This window comes from Paraburkholderia edwinii (assembly GCF_019428685.1).
GTDB lineage: Bacteria > Pseudomonadota > Gammaproteobacteria > Burkholderiales > Burkholderiaceae > Paraburkholderia > Paraburkholderia edwinii.
Genome location: NZ_CP080095.1, coordinates 2,785,688 through 2,799,754, shown reverse-complemented (window position 1 = coordinate 2,799,754; position 14,067 = coordinate 2,785,688). Strand labels below are relative to the sequence as shown.

11 protein-coding genes and 1 pseudogene are annotated in these 14,067 nt (G+C 62.2%); 5 read left to right on the top strand and 7 right to left on the bottom strand.

The features are described from left to right. Window positions 1–23: 23 nt before the first annotated feature. From KZJ38_RS12355 to KZJ38_RS12345, 3 genes are read right to left on the bottom strand one after another with little or no spacing between them, the layout of a single operon-like run. The gene (locus KZJ38_RS12355; RefSeq protein WP_219796176.1) at window positions 24–713 is read right to left on the bottom strand and encodes a haloacid dehalogenase type II; all 690 of its coding nucleotides are present in this window, start codon (window positions 711–713) and stop codon (window positions 24–26) included. A gap of 59 nt (window positions 714–772) precedes the next feature. Continuing rightward, on the bottom strand, window positions 773–2,332 hold the full coding sequence (locus KZJ38_RS12350) for a solute symporter family protein (protein WP_219796175.1): 1,560 nt from the start codon (window positions 2,330–2,332) through the stop codon (window positions 773–775). Then, entirely contained in the window at window positions 2,329–2,694 is a 366-nt protein-coding gene (locus KZJ38_RS12345) for a DUF485 domain-containing protein (protein ID WP_219796174.1), read from the bottom strand. Before KZJ38_RS12345 ends, KZJ38_RS12350 begins: the two co-directional genes overlap by 4 nt. A 330-nt stretch (window positions 2,695–3,024) precedes the next feature. Between KZJ38_RS12345 and KZJ38_RS12340 the strand changes: the two genes are divergently transcribed. Next, entirely contained in the window at window positions 3,025–4,677 is a 1,653-nt protein-coding gene (locus KZJ38_RS12340) for a sigma-54 interaction domain-containing protein (protein ID WP_219796173.1), read from the top strand. A 79-nt stretch (window positions 4,678–4,756) separates the two neighbouring features. Then, window positions 4,757–5,473, top strand: coding sequence for a hypothetical protein (locus KZJ38_RS12335; RefSeq protein WP_219796172.1), 717 nt, complete (start codon window positions 4,757–4,759; stop codon window positions 5,471–5,473). Window positions 5,474–5,532: 59 nt separating this feature from the next. Here KZJ38_RS12335 and KZJ38_RS12330 read toward each other — a convergent pair whose 3' ends face one another. Next, a complete protein-coding gene (locus tag KZJ38_RS12330) occupies window positions 5,533–6,819 on the bottom strand; it encodes a serine hydrolase domain-containing protein (protein ID WP_219796171.1) in 1,287 nt (428 codons plus the stop codon). Window positions 6,820–7,352: 533 nt separating this feature from the next. Here KZJ38_RS12330 and KZJ38_RS12325 point away from each other — a divergent pair. The 3 genes and pseudogenes from KZJ38_RS12325 to KZJ38_RS12315 all read left to right on the top strand — a co-directional run. Continuing rightward, window positions 7,353–7,586 (top strand): annotated as a pseudogene (locus tag KZJ38_RS12325) (IS110 family transposase); the annotation flags it as partial. Window positions 7,587–7,865: 279 nt separating this feature from the next. Beyond that, the gene (locus KZJ38_RS12320; RefSeq protein WP_219796170.1) at window positions 7,866–8,882 is read left to right on the top strand and encodes an IS110 family RNA-guided transposase; all 1,017 of its coding nucleotides are present in this window, start codon (window positions 7,866–7,868) and stop codon (window positions 8,880–8,882) included. Between the two features lie 421 nt (window positions 8,883–9,303). Then, window positions 9,304–10,410 (top strand): iron-containing redox enzyme family protein, encoded by a 1,107-nt coding sequence (locus KZJ38_RS12315; RefSeq protein ID WP_219796169.1) that lies wholly within the window; start codon window positions 9,304–9,306, stop codon window positions 10,408–10,410. Here the strand turns inward: KZJ38_RS12315 and KZJ38_RS12310 are convergent. From KZJ38_RS12310 to KZJ38_RS12300, 3 genes are all read right to left on the bottom strand, one after another. Beyond that, window positions 10,344–10,934 carry a TetR/AcrR family transcriptional regulator gene (locus KZJ38_RS12310; RefSeq protein WP_219796168.1) on the bottom strand — a complete coding sequence of 197 codons (591 nt, stop codon included), beginning with the start codon at window positions 10,932–10,934 and terminating at the stop codon, window positions 10,344–10,346. The two genes, KZJ38_RS12315 and KZJ38_RS12310, sit on opposite strands and share 67 nt — an antisense overlap. 271 nt (window positions 10,935–11,205) lie before the next feature. Further along, window positions 11,206–11,658, bottom strand: coding sequence for a Csu type fimbrial protein (locus KZJ38_RS12305; RefSeq protein WP_219800291.1), 453 nt, complete (start codon window positions 11,656–11,658; stop codon window positions 11,206–11,208). Between the two features lie 11 nt (window positions 11,659–11,669). Then, window positions 11,670–14,060: a fimbria/pilus outer membrane usher protein gene (locus KZJ38_RS12300; RefSeq protein WP_219796167.1), complete on the bottom strand. Its 2,391-nt coding sequence runs from the start codon at window positions 14,058–14,060 to the stop codon at window positions 11,670–11,672. Between the last annotated feature and the right edge of the window lie 7 nt (window positions 14,061–14,067).

Below are 14,067 nucleotides of genomic sequence, written 5' to 3'. Positions count from 1 at the left end.
CATACTGGCGAGCCGAGAGGCGTTCACGATGCGACGGCTGCCGCCGACACCCGTTCGGGCAGCTCGTCGAGACTCGCGACGGTGTAGTGCGGTGTTTGACCGAGGCGGTCGAATGTGTTTCCAAAGCGATTCACCCAGCACACCTGATACCCGAAGTGACGGGCGCCGCTCGCGTCCCATGAGTTTGACGAAACAAACAGGATTTCATCGCGTGCAAAGCCGAGCGTCCTTTCCGCAAGCTCATAGACGGAGGTGTGCGGTTTGAACATCTTCACGGCTTCGACACTGATCAGATGATCGAATTGATGCGCGAGCCGCGAATGCTCGACCACCGAATGAATCGAGAAAACCGATCCATTCGACAGGATCGCAAGCGGCAAGCCTCTTGCGCGCAGCGCTGAGAGCGCGGCATCGGCCTCGGGATAGGGACGCAGCCGCAAATATTCGTTGCAGAGTTCGGCGTGCGCTTCGGGCGGAAGACTCAGTTTCAGATGCGCAGCGACGTAATCGAGCGCTTGTTCAGTCGCCTGCTCGAACGAGATGTACTGGCCCATCAACGTGCGCAACCACGTGTATTCGAGCTGCTTCTGTCGCCAGAGCAGGCTGATTTCGAGGCCGCGTCCGGGAAACCGCTCGCCGCACCGGCCAGCGACCGAGTGCACGTCGTAGAGCGTGCCATAGAGATCGAAGACAACTGCTTTTACCGCTTTCATAGGTGTGTCCTTCCTTTCGTTGAATGTAGACAACGGACGTAAAACGTGCAGCCCGCTATTCATGCGTGGTCGCGCAATGTCGGCGGCTGCACGCGCTCACGAACCAGACCGGTTTGGGCCCGGACAAAAAAAGCATCGAAGTCGTCGTCCTGTGTCGGAGATCGGCGCGATAGCATCGTGCACAGCCACGCGCCGAAGAAACCGATCGGCATGCTGGCTACTGCCGGATTCACGATCGGGAAAAGCGCGTGATGACCCATGAACGCGGGGCCGATAAAGGCGAGCGTCACTGACGATACGAGCCCTGCTGTCATACCGCCCATCACGCCGGCGGAGTTGAAGCGGCGCCAGAAGATGGACAGCACGATGATCGGGAAATTGGCCGATGCGGCAACCGAGATGGCAAGGATCACGAGCACGCCGACATTGATGCCTTGCGCGAGCAGCCCAAGCGCAACGGCGATCACACCGACCGCCAGCGTCGCGATGCGCGCGACGCGGACTTGCCCGGCTTCGCTGACCGCGCCGCGCCGGATCACATTCACGTACAGGTCGTGCGCGATCGCGCCGGATGAAGCGAGCGTGAGTCCCGCGACCACGGCGAGAATGGCGGCAAACGCAATCGCGCAGATGCACGCGAGGAAGATCTGTCCCGCCAGCGAGCCGGGGCCGCCGCCCAGGTATTGGGCAAGCAACGGCAGCGCCAGGTTACCGCCTTTATCCGCGGCGCGGATCGCGTCCTGCCCGACGAAAATGGCCGACGCGAAGCCGATCAAGGTCGTCACCATGAAGAAGCTGCCGGCGAGAAACATCAGCCACAGCACGGAGTTTCGCGCGGTCTTCGCATCGGGCACCGTGTAGAAGCGGGTCATGATGTGCGGCAACCCCGCTACGCCGAAGATAAACGACATAAACAGAGACAGCGTATCAAGCGGATGCTTGAAGTAACCGCCCGGCGCGAGCATCTTCGCGCCATACATCTTTTCGACGGAGGCAAAAAGCGCGAGCGGATCGAAGCGGACGGCGGCGAGCAGCAGCAACACGAGCACCAACGCGGCCACCAGCAGCAGCACTGCCTTGACGATCTGCACCCACGTGGTCGCGATCATGCCGCCGAACAGCACGTAGACGATCATGCCGATGCCGACCAGCGTCACTGCAACGTCGTACGGCACACCGAGCATCAGCTTGATCAATGCGCCCGCGCCCGCCATCTGCGGCACCATATACGCGACGTTGACGACGATCGTGCCGATGATCGCCGCGAGCCGCGCGCTCGGGCGCTTCATACGCTCGGCAATGACGTCGCCGAACGTGAAACGCCCGGTGTTGCGCACCGGTTCGGCCACCACCATCAGGACGACGAGAAACGCAGCGAGCGCGGCAACCGCGTACAGCGATCCGTCCATGCCGTACAACGATACGAGGCCGGAAAAGCCGAGAAACGCGGCGGCGCTCATCCAGTCGCCCGCAAGCGCGAAGCCGTTCGCGCGGGCACTGAGGGTGCCGCCGGCGGCGTAGAACTCCGACGTCGTGCGCGTCTTGCGCGCGGCCCAATACGTGATCATCAGCGTGATCGCGAGAATCGCGAGGAAGATGGCGAGGGTCAATAGCCTCATGACCTGTCTCCGTGGATGTCGTCGGCGACGCTTGTCGCCAGCGCATCGAATGCACGGTTCGCGATGCTCACATACGCCACCGATACGGCCCAGCACACCACATAAATCGCGACGACCAGCAGATAACCGAGCGTGAACGACCCGCTGATCTTCAGCGACATCAGCGCGGGCGCAAAGCCGGACAATAGCGCGACGCCAAACGTAAATGCGAGACTCGCCCCGAGCAACGGCACCACGGCCCGACGCTTGATCGCCATCAACTGGCGGAACGACGGCGAGTGCAATACGGTACGCGCCGCAGGTGCCTCGACCGCCCGCGGCGGCGTGCCGTCGAGCAGCATCGGCTGTGATAGTTCGGTCATCTCTGTCTCCATGTCTTTTCGTGGACGAGCCGGGCTCGCGGAACGCCGTGTACGTAGCGCACCGGCGTTGCGGCGATAAAGGCAAGGTCCGGGCCAGCGGTCCGGTCGTGGCGCGCCAGGCGACTGGAGCACGCGCGGCCCGGCGTCGCGACCATGCAGCCGCGATGCCGGCGCCTGTGAAACGAGCGGGAAAGCGGCACGTCGGCTGCGTCGCGCGAACCGCATCCGGATCGCGCTGATTCATTTCTGGATCAGCGCCGCTTCCCACCGGTCGCCGCGTGCTCGAATCATCGGTGGTGTATGCTCGTTGCGAGCGAGGAGGCAGCGGGCATGACGGACGACACATTGAAGACCGTACTTGAAGCACATCCGGTCGGTATTGTGTGGTGCAGAAACGGCGAAACGCGATGGATGAATGCGGTCGCCCGGCGCATCTGGGAAGGCGACGCGCACGGCATCTTGCGCAGGTGCGTCGAAGATGCGACGCGCGAGCCACGCGTGCCGCGCGAAGCAGAAACGCTGAATGTGGCCGCCCAAAGTTACGCGCCTGGCACCTATCGCACGGAGTCCGACGTGGTCGTGATGCTGGTGCCGCTCGGCAGCGAGACGGGTGCGTTCTCCGGCATCGACCGGCTACACCAGTCCGCGCTCGATTTCGAAGAGATTTTCCGCCATTCGTTCGACGGGATCTTCGTCGCCGACGGCGCCGGGTATACGCTGATGGTCAACGAAGGCTGCGAGCGCAATTACGATCTCACGGCCGCGCAGATGATCGGCCGTCATGTGTCGGAGTTCGAGAAGGCCGGATGGATCCGGCCGGTCGTTGCCGCACAGGTGGCGCGCACGGGGCAGCGCATTTCGACCACGCAGCACACGCGCACCGGCAAGACGATACTGGTGACGGGCATTCCGCTTGTCGACGCCGCGGGCAAAGTACGGAAAGTCATCATCAATTCGCGAGACACGACCGAGCTTTTGCAACTGCAGGACGCGCTCGCGCAGACGCGCGAAAAATTGCGTCGGGCCGACGAGGAGAACGAGGCGCTGCGATTGCAGAACCTGCAGGTACTTGACGCGGTAGTGCGCAGCGAGCCGATGAAGCGCGTCGCCGAACTGGCTGCTCGAGTGGCGAATGTCGATGCGACCGTGCTGATCACCGGGCAATCCGGTGTCGGCAAGGATGTGATCGCGAATCTGATTCACCGGCGCGGCCGGCGCGCGTCCGGACCATTCATCAAGATCAATTGCGGCGCGCTGCCTCACGATCTTCTCGAGTCGGAGCTATTCGGCTACGAAGCCGGCGCATTCACCGGCGCGCAACGCGGCGGGAAGAGCGGCCTCATCGAACTCGCCGATCACGGCACGCTTTTTCTCGATGAAATCGGCGACATGCCGCTTGATCTGCAAGTGAAGCTGCTGCAGGTGTTGCAAGACCGCACGATCGTCAGATTGGGTGGCACGCGAACCGTTTCGGTAGACGTACGGGTGATCGCGGCGACCAATCGCGATCTGATACAGATGGTCGAGGCGCGCACATTCCGCGACGATCTGTTCTACCGACTGAACGTCGTCCCCATTCCGGTTCCGCCGCTTGCCGAGCGTAACGACGATATCGCGCCTCTCGTGCTGCATTTCATGGCGGAATTCAACGAACGCTACGGCTGCCGGCGCACCGTATCCGAACAGGCGATGGCGTTGCTGCTGGCTCACGACTGGCCCGGCAACGTGCGCGAGCTGCGCAACGTGATCGAGCGTCTGGTGGTGACCTGCGAAAGCGACGTCGTCGACGCTGACTTTCTTGACGGCGTGTTACCTCGAGAAGTGCTGGATGCCAAACCGAACTCGTTCCGGCAGCGTGTCGAGCGGTTCGAGCGTCGCCTCATCGAGGACGCCATGCGCAAGGCCGGCAACACGCGCGAGGCGGCACGTCTGCTGGGCCTCGGACAGTCCAGCGTTGTGCGCAAACTCCGCCGCGGCTCCTAGGCGTGCTGATAGGGCGCGGCCTGACCACTCGAACCATTACAATGGGCCGGATGAATCATCACTGCATCGATTACGAGCCATGCTGATCTCCCATTTCTGGAGCGGCGACGCCATTCGCGGCCGGTGCGTGAGCGACATCGTGCTATCAGGCATGCTCGACGTTCCCGCGCCGCCTGCCCGCCTGCTTGCCGATTGGGAGAGGGAGATCTCGTCGCGCATGGTGCTGGAACCCGGCGATGTCGAGACCATGCCTTTGCCGCGAGCGCGGGTGCGCTGGCCCGACTACACGCGCTGCGTGCAGGCGGTATCCGATTGGACCTGCGCGCGTGGACTGCCCGGGGTGCTCGCCGCCAGTGACGTAGCCCTGATGGCCTGCCGCGGTGCGAGGTACCACCACGATGGTGCGCAATATGGCGGTGCAGCCTTCTGCAATCTCTTCCTGAGCGAAGACAAGGGGCTGGACTTGCATTTCCCTTCGTTGGGCCATCGCATTCCCTTGAGCCGGGGCACGGCGGTGATATTCGACACGGGCCAGCCTCACGGCGTCATTCAGCGCGGCAGCAATGGTTTCGATGTGGCCGACTTTCCTCCGGATCAGGATTGCGTCCAGATATTCCTGACCTGGGAGCTTCCCATCGAAGACGCTCATGTAGCGCGCGCGCTGAAGGTAGTCTTCGACGTCGCCCCTTCGACATCGTCGCAGCCGCATGCGGAGGAGGTCCAGCTGAACGGCGAACGCGTCGCCGTGTGCGCGGATTCCGGCTGTTGGTGTCGGGTCGATTGCGAGCCGGAATGACGCGACGGATGCGCTGGCTGTACCCGCGCGATCGCTGCGCCGTTGCGAGGCAACTGTGGCTACTTGACGGCCGCGACCACCGCGTTGAAGAAATCATCCCGGTTGACCGCTTCCATGCCACTCGGCTTGGACTGCGCGCCCCACATCACGATGACCACTTTCTCTTTCGGATTGATATAGAGCCCTTGGCCCTCGATGCCGTGGCCGGCGTAGGCGCCATCCTGAACCGACTGACCAGACGTTACCGGCCACCAGAAATAGCCGTACTGGGAAACCTTGCCCGTGCTGAGCGTCTTGGGCGTGCCGGCCTCGGTAGTCCAGCCGGGGGGCAGGACCTGCTGGCCGGCGGCGACACCGCCGTTCTCGATGAACACCCCGAAGCGCCCCCAGTCGCGCAGCGTCGCGCTCAGGCCGCTGCCGCCGATCTCGACGCCGTCCGGCGAGTCGAGCCACCACGTCGCATCGGACTGCATGCCGAGAGGCCGCCATACTTTCTCCGACAGGTACGCCGAGATCGTTTTCCCTTTTAGCGCGCCATGCAGTATTTCGGCCGCCACCTGGGTCTCGCCGGTGCTGTAGTTGAAGCGGCTGCCAGGTGGGACGGCTCGCGGCAGCTTGCTCATGAGGTCGAGCGTGCCGCCCGGCTGCTGGGCCAGTTGCACTTGGAGCAGGGCGCGACGATCGGACTTGGGGTTCGTGTACGTTTCGTCCCAGCGCACGCCCGAGGCCATCATCAGCACATTGCGGATCGTCACGCCGTCGTATGCGGAGCCGGTCAGTTGCGGCACGTACCGGGTCACCGGGTCGTCGATGCTGCCGATCAGCCCGTCCTTGATCGCCGCGCCGTATAGCGTCGACGTAATCGATTTGGCGAGGGACATCGACATCCAGCGCGTCGCGGGCGTGTTGCCGTACTGATAGGTTTCGTAGACGATCTGGTCGCTCTTCAGGATCAGCAGACCTGATACGCGGTCTAGCGCGAGGAAGTCGAAGAGGTCGTAGTGCTTGCCGTTTGAGTCGAATTTGACCTGGGTAAGTTGTTGTGGTGATTCGGGCAGCGGGGTGACGGTGTCGCCGCGGGCGATGCGGCGCGTGGGGAACAGCTTGTCGATGTGGCGGAACGTGTGGACGGCGAGGTCGGGGGTAAGGGTGCCGTCGTAGATTTGCTGGACGGTGCCGATGGGTTCGTTGTTGCTGGAGGCGTCGGCTGGCGGGTGGGCGGCGGTCGCGCAGCCGCTGAGGAAGGCGATTGCGCTGCTTGCCGTCACCAGTGCGAGTCGAGACGAACGGGACGTCAGGTGCTTCTTGCGATAGGGACGCGCGGCGGCGCTGCGCAACACAGGCATGGTGATCCTCGTGGCTGGGGGATGTAAGTTCGTGCGGGGCAAGTGTCGGCGGTGGGTTTGTTCCGCAGGCGGGAGCGATTCTATAGCGCCTTTAATTGACGCGCTGCCACTGTCATTGCGGTGGCGGCCACGTCGGTTGAAAAAGTGATGCAAAGCCTGCTTGTACGGGCGCGTGTTTAGATCATGTGCGCCATTCCGTTCGGCTGTTACTTGCGGGTTGTCCGGGCCGCGGCTGATTGCAGTGTCTTTTTCGTCGCTTGGTGATGGATCGATTTGCGATCGATGTTTTCATAGTCGTCAAACTCCTACAGGTCTGCCTTGCAGAGCGGTGAAATTAAAACTTGACATAATATAAATTAGCGAAAATTTTTGTGTGAGAGCAAAGTTGTAATGTCGTATCTGGGCAAAGTACAGATGTCGTACCTGGGCGCTTTGCGGTTCATGCTGGCGCGGTTCACTCGCCGCGGAGCCAGCCATGGGCAATACCGGGTTGATCACCATGAGCATGCGCGAGCCGGCCATGCATCGGGACGCTCGGTGGCATCAGCAAACGCGGCGCCGTGTATCTGCGCACGCTGCTGATTCACGGCGCGAGATCGGTCATCTCGAGCTCGAAGCATTTGCCGGAGCGGTTGAAACAGATGCTGTCCCGGCGTCCAACGAACGTCGTTGCTGTTGCACTCGCAAACAAGATGGCGCGAACAATCTGGGCGCTGCTGGCCCATGGCCGAACGTATGAAACAGCACCGTCGCACAGTCACGCATGAAGGCCTTTAACCCATCCTCGGTTGCACAGGCGTATTGAACGATGGCAAGACAGGTTGGACCGCGCAAAGGCAAGCCTGAGACATTTCTCGGACTTCGAGTCCGTTATTTAGATTAGGACCTTTGCGGCGAAATCCATCGGGGCCGGCGGGCATGCCCGCGATCGAGTCCGGATATAGTGGAATGGCCTCGTCCCACCTCCGGTGAGTCAGTGAAATGACCTCCATCGAAGTGCATGGCAGTATGAACACTCCCTGACCCACCAATGAGCGGAGGCCGTCATGAGCGTCGCGTTGCTGAGCATCGATCTGGCCAAGAACACCTTCCAGCTGTACGGCGTTGACCAGAGCGGCCACCCCGTATTGAGCCGGCGTGTCACCCGCAACAAGCTCCTGGAAGCCGTCGTTTGTTTGCCGCCCTGTCGCATTGTGATGGAAGCGTGTGGTGGAGCGCATCACTGGGCTCGGCGGTTCTCCGCAATGGGGCATCAGGTTCACATCATCGCCCCGCGATTCGTCAAGCCGTTCGTCAAATCCCAGAAGAACGACCGCAACGACGCGGAGGCGATTGTTGAAGCCGCATCTCGTCCGACCATGCGTTACGTCGCTATCAACAGCGTTGAGCAGCAAGACATCCAGTCGATGCACCGCATCCGTAGTTTGCTCATGAGAGACCGCATCGCACAGATCAATCAGATTCGAGGCTTGCTGGCTGAATACGGCGTAGTTATTGCGCAAACGCCTCTAAAAGTCCGGATACAACTCCCAACGATTATCGATGACGAGCGCAACGAGCTGACAGCACTGACGCGAACAATGATGCGCGACATGTACGAGCGCCTTGCACTGCTCGACAGGCAGATCGCACGGTATGACGAGCTCATCCAGCAAGTGCACAAGGCATCGCCCACAAGCCAGCGACTGGAGAAGATCCGTGGTGTTGGACCGATGATCGCGACCGGCGTAATCGCCGCGGCCGGAAGCGCTTCCGAGTTCACAAACGGCCGGCAGTTTGCGGCCTGGCTTGGCTTGACGCCACGGCAGCACTCCTCGGGAGGCAAAGATCGTCTGTTCGGCATTACAAAGCGCGGTAACGGATACCTGCGAATGCTATTGGTACATGGCGCCCGATCGGTTGTTCAGCAAGCCGTGAGGCACACGGACAAACTCTCCCGATGGATACTCGAGGTTCAGGCGCGACGCGGAACAAATGTCGCCGTCGTAGCACTCGCGAACAAGATTGCCAGAACGATCTGGGTGGTGCTTGCACGCGGTCAGGAGTATGCACCGCCGGTATGAGCGCGATCCCGATCACATCGTGGTCGTAGCTTCATCTCTTCATTGGTTGCACAAGTGATCTGATTCAATGGCAAACAGGTCGGACCGTCGACGACAGAACCTGCGCGGACTTAGGGCTTTCGAAGCCGTGGATATATGAAGGCGTCGTCGGGCGAAATCCATTGGGGCCAGGCACAACCCTGCCATCAACAGGCCGAATGTATATATGCAATCCAGCATCTGTTCGCTGTAGACCAGATCATTTGGCAAACGGGACGAGGCCATGTATAAGTCCGCAACCACCCTCCTCGTCACTCTCAATATCGCCTTGCAAATGGGAGGCGACCATATAAGTAATGGGCGCTTTGAGATGGACTTTCTTAAAAGCCATTTCATGTCCTCTATAATTTCCACTCCAGCAAAATGATAAGAGAAGACCAAAATGACGAACGTACAAATGCAGGGGTCGTGGGAGGGGCAGGCGAAAACCGCGACCTGGTCGGAACATATTCAGTCGATGCCATTGGACGCCGGCGTTATTACCCTGTCGCGCGATCCGGAATTGCATGAGCGGATCGAAGCCACCCCGCAATTTCAGCGAGCCTATCTGGACAAAGTCGCCGATCTCGTGCGGCGGGCATTCGGCGAAGAGGACGAGGCGGCAGTCGCCGAAGCGCATGCGGCGCTTTTCGCGCTATACGAACTGCAACTGTGTGCGCCGGATGACGTTGCCGCGACGAACCAGCACGAGCCGCTGTTCTATTCGGTTCGCCGACGCATCGAGAACGCGTGGCTCAAGGCGGAACAGACCCGGCTTCAAAGTGCTGAAGACGTGAAACCTGTCGACGTGCCGCAGACCATCAAGGCACTGTGCGTTTCCCACAGCGCGGCGGCTCATCCATTATTCGATTTCCTCGCTCATGAGGCCGACCACGCGGCGATGGACCGGTTCTGTCTGAGTGACAGCGCGCTCAACATTCGCTTTTTCGATCTGCTCGCGCTGGCGCTGGTCGGCTCCAGCGAGAAGGCCCGGCCTGAACTGGTTCAGAATCTGTGGGACGAGTCGGGCCGCGGCGATCGGTCCGAGGCACATGTCCGCACGTTTCGCGATCTGCTGGACGCACGAGGCCTGTCGCAAGTCCGGACAGACCAGGCCGCCGCCCTGTCCTGGCAGGGACATGCCGGGCACAACCTGTTCATGCTGACGGCGCTGAACCGGATGCACGCCCATAAGTCGCTCGGTGTAATGGCAGTGACCGAGCTCATCGATCCCGCGTCGTACGAGAAGGTCGTTCAGGGATTCCGGCGGCTCGGCTATCCAGAATGGCAATATCGCTACTACGCCGAACACATCGAGGTCGACGTTGTTCACGGCGAAGGCTGGCTGGAAAACGTGATCACGCCGACGCTGGCGCGCGTACCGGGCGCTGCGGCAGATATCCTGTTCGGCGCGCGGCTACGCCTCGCGTCTTGCCAGCAGTACTATGATTTCCTGATGTCCACGATCACGTCCGCTTCCCACGAGTCCTGCACGGATCTCACACAGTAAGCGGCAATCAGATCGCGGGCCGCGCTCCACGCTTCGTCGGCGGAGGCCTTTCTGTCAGCGACTTGCGCCGACAGTGTTGCCCCGTCCAGCAGCATGACCAGGACGGGGGCCAGCGCGGCTGCGTTTTCAGCGCCGACGAGCTGCGCGGCGAGCTGCTCGATCCGTTTCGTCAGGCCGGTCTTTTGTGCAACGGCGATGTCGTGAACGGTCGAGCCTTTCGACGGAAATTCCGCTGCCGCATGGGCGAACATGCAGCCGGTGAAATTTTGCGCGTTGAACCAGTCGCCGTGCCATCTGAACACCTGTTCGAGCCCGGCGAGCGGCGTGTCCGCGCTCGCCAGGGCCTTCTCTAGCGAAGCGGCGCAATCCCGCTGACGTTGTTGAAGGACCTGGGCGATCAGATCAGTTTTCGACGGGAAATAACGGTACATCGTTGCCTTGGTCACGCGCGACTCGGCAGTGACCCAGTCGATTCCGACTGCGTGATAGCCGTACCTGCCAAATAGCCTGGTCGCGGCGTCCATAATCTGGTTTCGTTTGTCCGACATTGTCGGGTATCCATTCAAGAAACGATTGTCCGTTTATTCAGGCATGGAAATAGATTTGGATTATATCGCGCACCTTCGAGTTAATTGATGCGCATATAGACGGAACGCTGTGACCGCCCGTTTCCGACACCGGACAACGACCGCCAGGCCGGTTCGCGCAGCGCGCATTGTGTGGCATCGAGACGCGAGTAAACCAAGACGCCATCGGACGGCTTGCCTCGTTCTGTACGACCCGGCAAGCAGTAACTCAGAACGTGACTGTCATCACGATCAGGTCGCCGTAAATGCCGGGACCAACGGGCCGCCGTGGCGGAGTACGACCATATACCGGATATGTCGACGTGCCGCCTCGTTGGAGTAGGTTGTCCACGCCGACGACGACCGCGCTGCCACCGCTGCCGTCACCCCAGATCTCGGTGTGCGCGGCATTCGTATAAAGCTGGTAAGGCAGCGTGGACCGGCCGCTGCGCATCGCGCGACCGGCATAGCTGCCGCTTACGCCGGCGCTAAGCGCGATCGCATAGTGGCCGGTGCCAGACATCCGGGAGCAACTGAGTGTAATCATGCCGACCGCGTCCGCGGGGGACGACGACAGCGGGTTATATACGCCGAACGCGACGCCGGATGCCGATATCGTGCACGCGCCCTGCCCCGTCGTGCTCACCATGAGCGATAGCGCGGCGATGCCGGATCGGCACATCAAGCGGCACATCATCGTGTTTGCTCATGGCAGACGACTGGCCCAATCGTGGGGATGTCGCCAGGCGCCGGCTGGTAGTCGAACGTGGCCGTGCAGCGCTGCCCGCCTGGCTGCTCGACGCCAACTTCGTTGTGTGCATCGAGGCCCTCGATATACGTGTCGCCGTCGTAGCCGACCGGCGCCTTTGAGCGGGTCGCCCGCAGCGTAACGACGCTGCCCGGCGCAACCGGGGCGCCGGCTTCGTCCACGAGCCGCACCAACGCGCCGCGGCTCGCGCGCACCGCGAACTTGACGACGACAGCCGAGCGGTCCTGCGGCCGCACGTTGCGGGTGGCGCTATCGAGCGACACATCCGGTGGCAGATCGGCCGGATCAATCGCAAGGTGGTTGACCGCATATGAACGCAAATCGGGTACCAGCAGGCGCCCCGAGGAATCGGTGCGGCCCGCGTCGAGGTTCTCGTCCAGGACGCGGACCCGACCGACGCCGCCCGTGTCGACGATGCCGAAGCTGTCGTTGATCGTGTTCGATGCGAACACGCCGCCGCCGACCACTGAAATGGCACCTTGGGTTTCGAGGCGCAACAAGGTGTCCTGCGCCGTCCGGTCGACGCCGGCCGACAGCATCGTCCACGGCGATTTGTAGCGCACCTGCGCGAATTCGTGATCGGCGTCGGTGGCGCGTGAGCCATACACCTGATAACCCCAATCGCCGATGGTGACCGGCGACTGCTGCGCCTGCACCTGTGCATAACTGCTGCCCGAACCCGATCCTGCGCTGGCGCTCACGGAACTGCGCTTGCCGAGCGGGATGGTCAGGCCGATCATCACGCCGCTACTGTTGCTGGCGGTGAAATCATGATATCCGGTCAGATAGAGCGACACGTCGCGAATCGGCGCCGTGTAGCTGGCCGACAGGATGTGCGAGCGGCGCGCCGGCTGGAACGAGACGACGCCGCCTTGCGACGTGCTGTCGCCGTTCAGCACGGTCCCGGCGGGTACGTACACGCGGACCGGGCCAGGCGTCGCATTAAGGTCTATTCCGGCATACGCGAGGCCGACCGAACCGAGACGGCCGAGCGACGCGCCGGTGCTCGCGATCAGTTCCAGTCGCGGCGTCGGCGAACCGTTCAGCGCGGCGACATCCACAAAGTTGGTCGAGGCCACCGTGACGGACGCGCCGAAGCCAAACACCCTATCCTGGCGCTGGATGCCGATGGAAAACTGGCTGCCGGTGCCGGCTGCGCTCGTGCTGACCGCGGCAGCAGCATTGAACACCGCGAAGTTGCCGATGCTTGCCACGATCCCGGCGCCGCCCATGAACAGTTGGGCTGCGCCTTCGGCGCTCGCTTCGACGGTCACCGTCGACGAGAGGCCACGGCGATAGGTGGCGGTGGCCGCGAAGCTGCCGTAGTCGTTGCTTACCGTGCCCCAGTTGCGCCGGACCGCGCCAGCCTGGATGGAGAAGTTTTGCAGACCCGGCTCGAGCAGCGTGGCACTCGCATAGAACGGCAGCGTTTCGGTCACCTGCTGACCCAACGCGTTGGTCAGCGTCATCGAAATGGTGCCGGCCCCAGTCACGACCGGCAACTGTGAAATCGCGAAGGGCCCCATGCCGACCTGTTGCGATATCGTCCTGTTGCCGTTGACGAGTACGTCCACCGTCGATGGCACGGCGGCCGAGCCGGCCAGCGACGGCAGCGGAAATGTGATCAGGTCGGGACGCATCGCGAAATCCGTCTCGATCTGCACGCCCCCCAAGCGGACCGCGCGGGTCCAGTTGAGACTACCGGTGACGAAGTCGCCGACGCGGTAGCGGCGCAGCGTATCTGCGTCTGAATACGTGTACGTCGAGTCGAGGCGGACGGGGGAAGCCGAGCCACTACCCGCATAGGCAAGCAACCCCGAGCTCGCGATCCCCCGCGGCGAGAACACGCGCAGGTCGAGCTCGCCATTGGCGCTGCTCTGGCCGCGCACGGTGCTGGTCGACACGTCATAGTTGAGTGTCGCGCCCGTGCTGCTCTCGACCGGCAACGCGCTTGCGTTCTGTCCACTGACTCCGAGCAGAGTCGGCAGCAGTTGCTCATCGTCTGAGGTCACGTACAGCGTCTGGCTGGCTTCGTCGAGACGCCAGCTCATGCCGGACAGGCTGGACAATGCGACCAGACCGTCGGAACTGGCGCCCGGCGTGGATGGAGCGGCTTCCGGCACCCGGAAACCGAGGTCGCGCAGCTCGCCGCGCCGTGCCGCCAATGCGCCGTCTAGCAACGAGAATTCGCCGATCTTACCGGTGGCGTAACCGTTGACCTGCAACGCGAGCAGCAGAGTCGGGCCGGCTGCCCCGGCGCAAGATGGCGCGACGGCCAAAGCCAGTATCACCGTCGTCATTTCGGGCAGGCGCATCAGGGCT

Bases quoted from the DNA above. Each gene is read 5' to 3' on its own strand.
- KZJ38_RS12355 (WP_219796176.1), bottom strand. From the start codon at position 713: ATGAAAGCGGTAAAAGCAGTTGTCTTCGATCTCTATGGCACGCTCTAC.
- KZJ38_RS12350 (WP_219796175.1), bottom strand. From the start codon at position 2,332: ATGAGGCTATTGACCCTCGCCATCTTCCTCGCGATTCTCGCGATCACG.
- KZJ38_RS12345 (WP_219796174.1), bottom strand. From the start codon at position 2,694: ATGACCGAACTATCACAGCCGATGCTGCTCGACGGCACGCCGCCGCGG.
- KZJ38_RS12340 (WP_219796173.1), top strand. From the start codon at position 3,025: ATGACGGACGACACATTGAAGACCGTACTTGAAGCACATCCGGTCGGT.
- KZJ38_RS12335 (WP_219796172.1), top strand. From the start codon at position 4,757: ATGCTGATCTCCCATTTCTGGAGCGGCGACGCCATTCGCGGCCGGTGC.
- KZJ38_RS12330 (WP_219796171.1), bottom strand. From the start codon at position 6,819: ATGCCTGTGTTGCGCAGCGCCGCCGCGCGTCCCTATCGCAAGAAGCAC.
- KZJ38_RS12320 (WP_219796170.1), top strand. From the start codon at position 7,866: ATGAGCGTCGCGTTGCTGAGCATCGATCTGGCCAAGAACACCTTCCAG.
- KZJ38_RS12315 (WP_219796169.1), top strand. From the start codon at position 9,304: ATGACGAACGTACAAATGCAGGGGTCGTGGGAGGGGCAGGCGAAAACC.
- KZJ38_RS12310 (WP_219796168.1), bottom strand. From the start codon at position 10,934: ATGGACGCCGCGACCAGGCTATTTGGCAGGTACGGCTATCACGCAGTC.
- KZJ38_RS12305 (WP_219800291.1), bottom strand. From the start codon at position 11,658: ATGTGCCGATCCGGCATCGCCGCGCTATCGCTCATGGTGAGCACGACG.
- KZJ38_RS12300 (WP_219796167.1), bottom strand. From the start codon at position 14,060: ATGCGCCTGCCCGAAATGACGACGGTGATACTGGCTTTGGCCGTCGCG.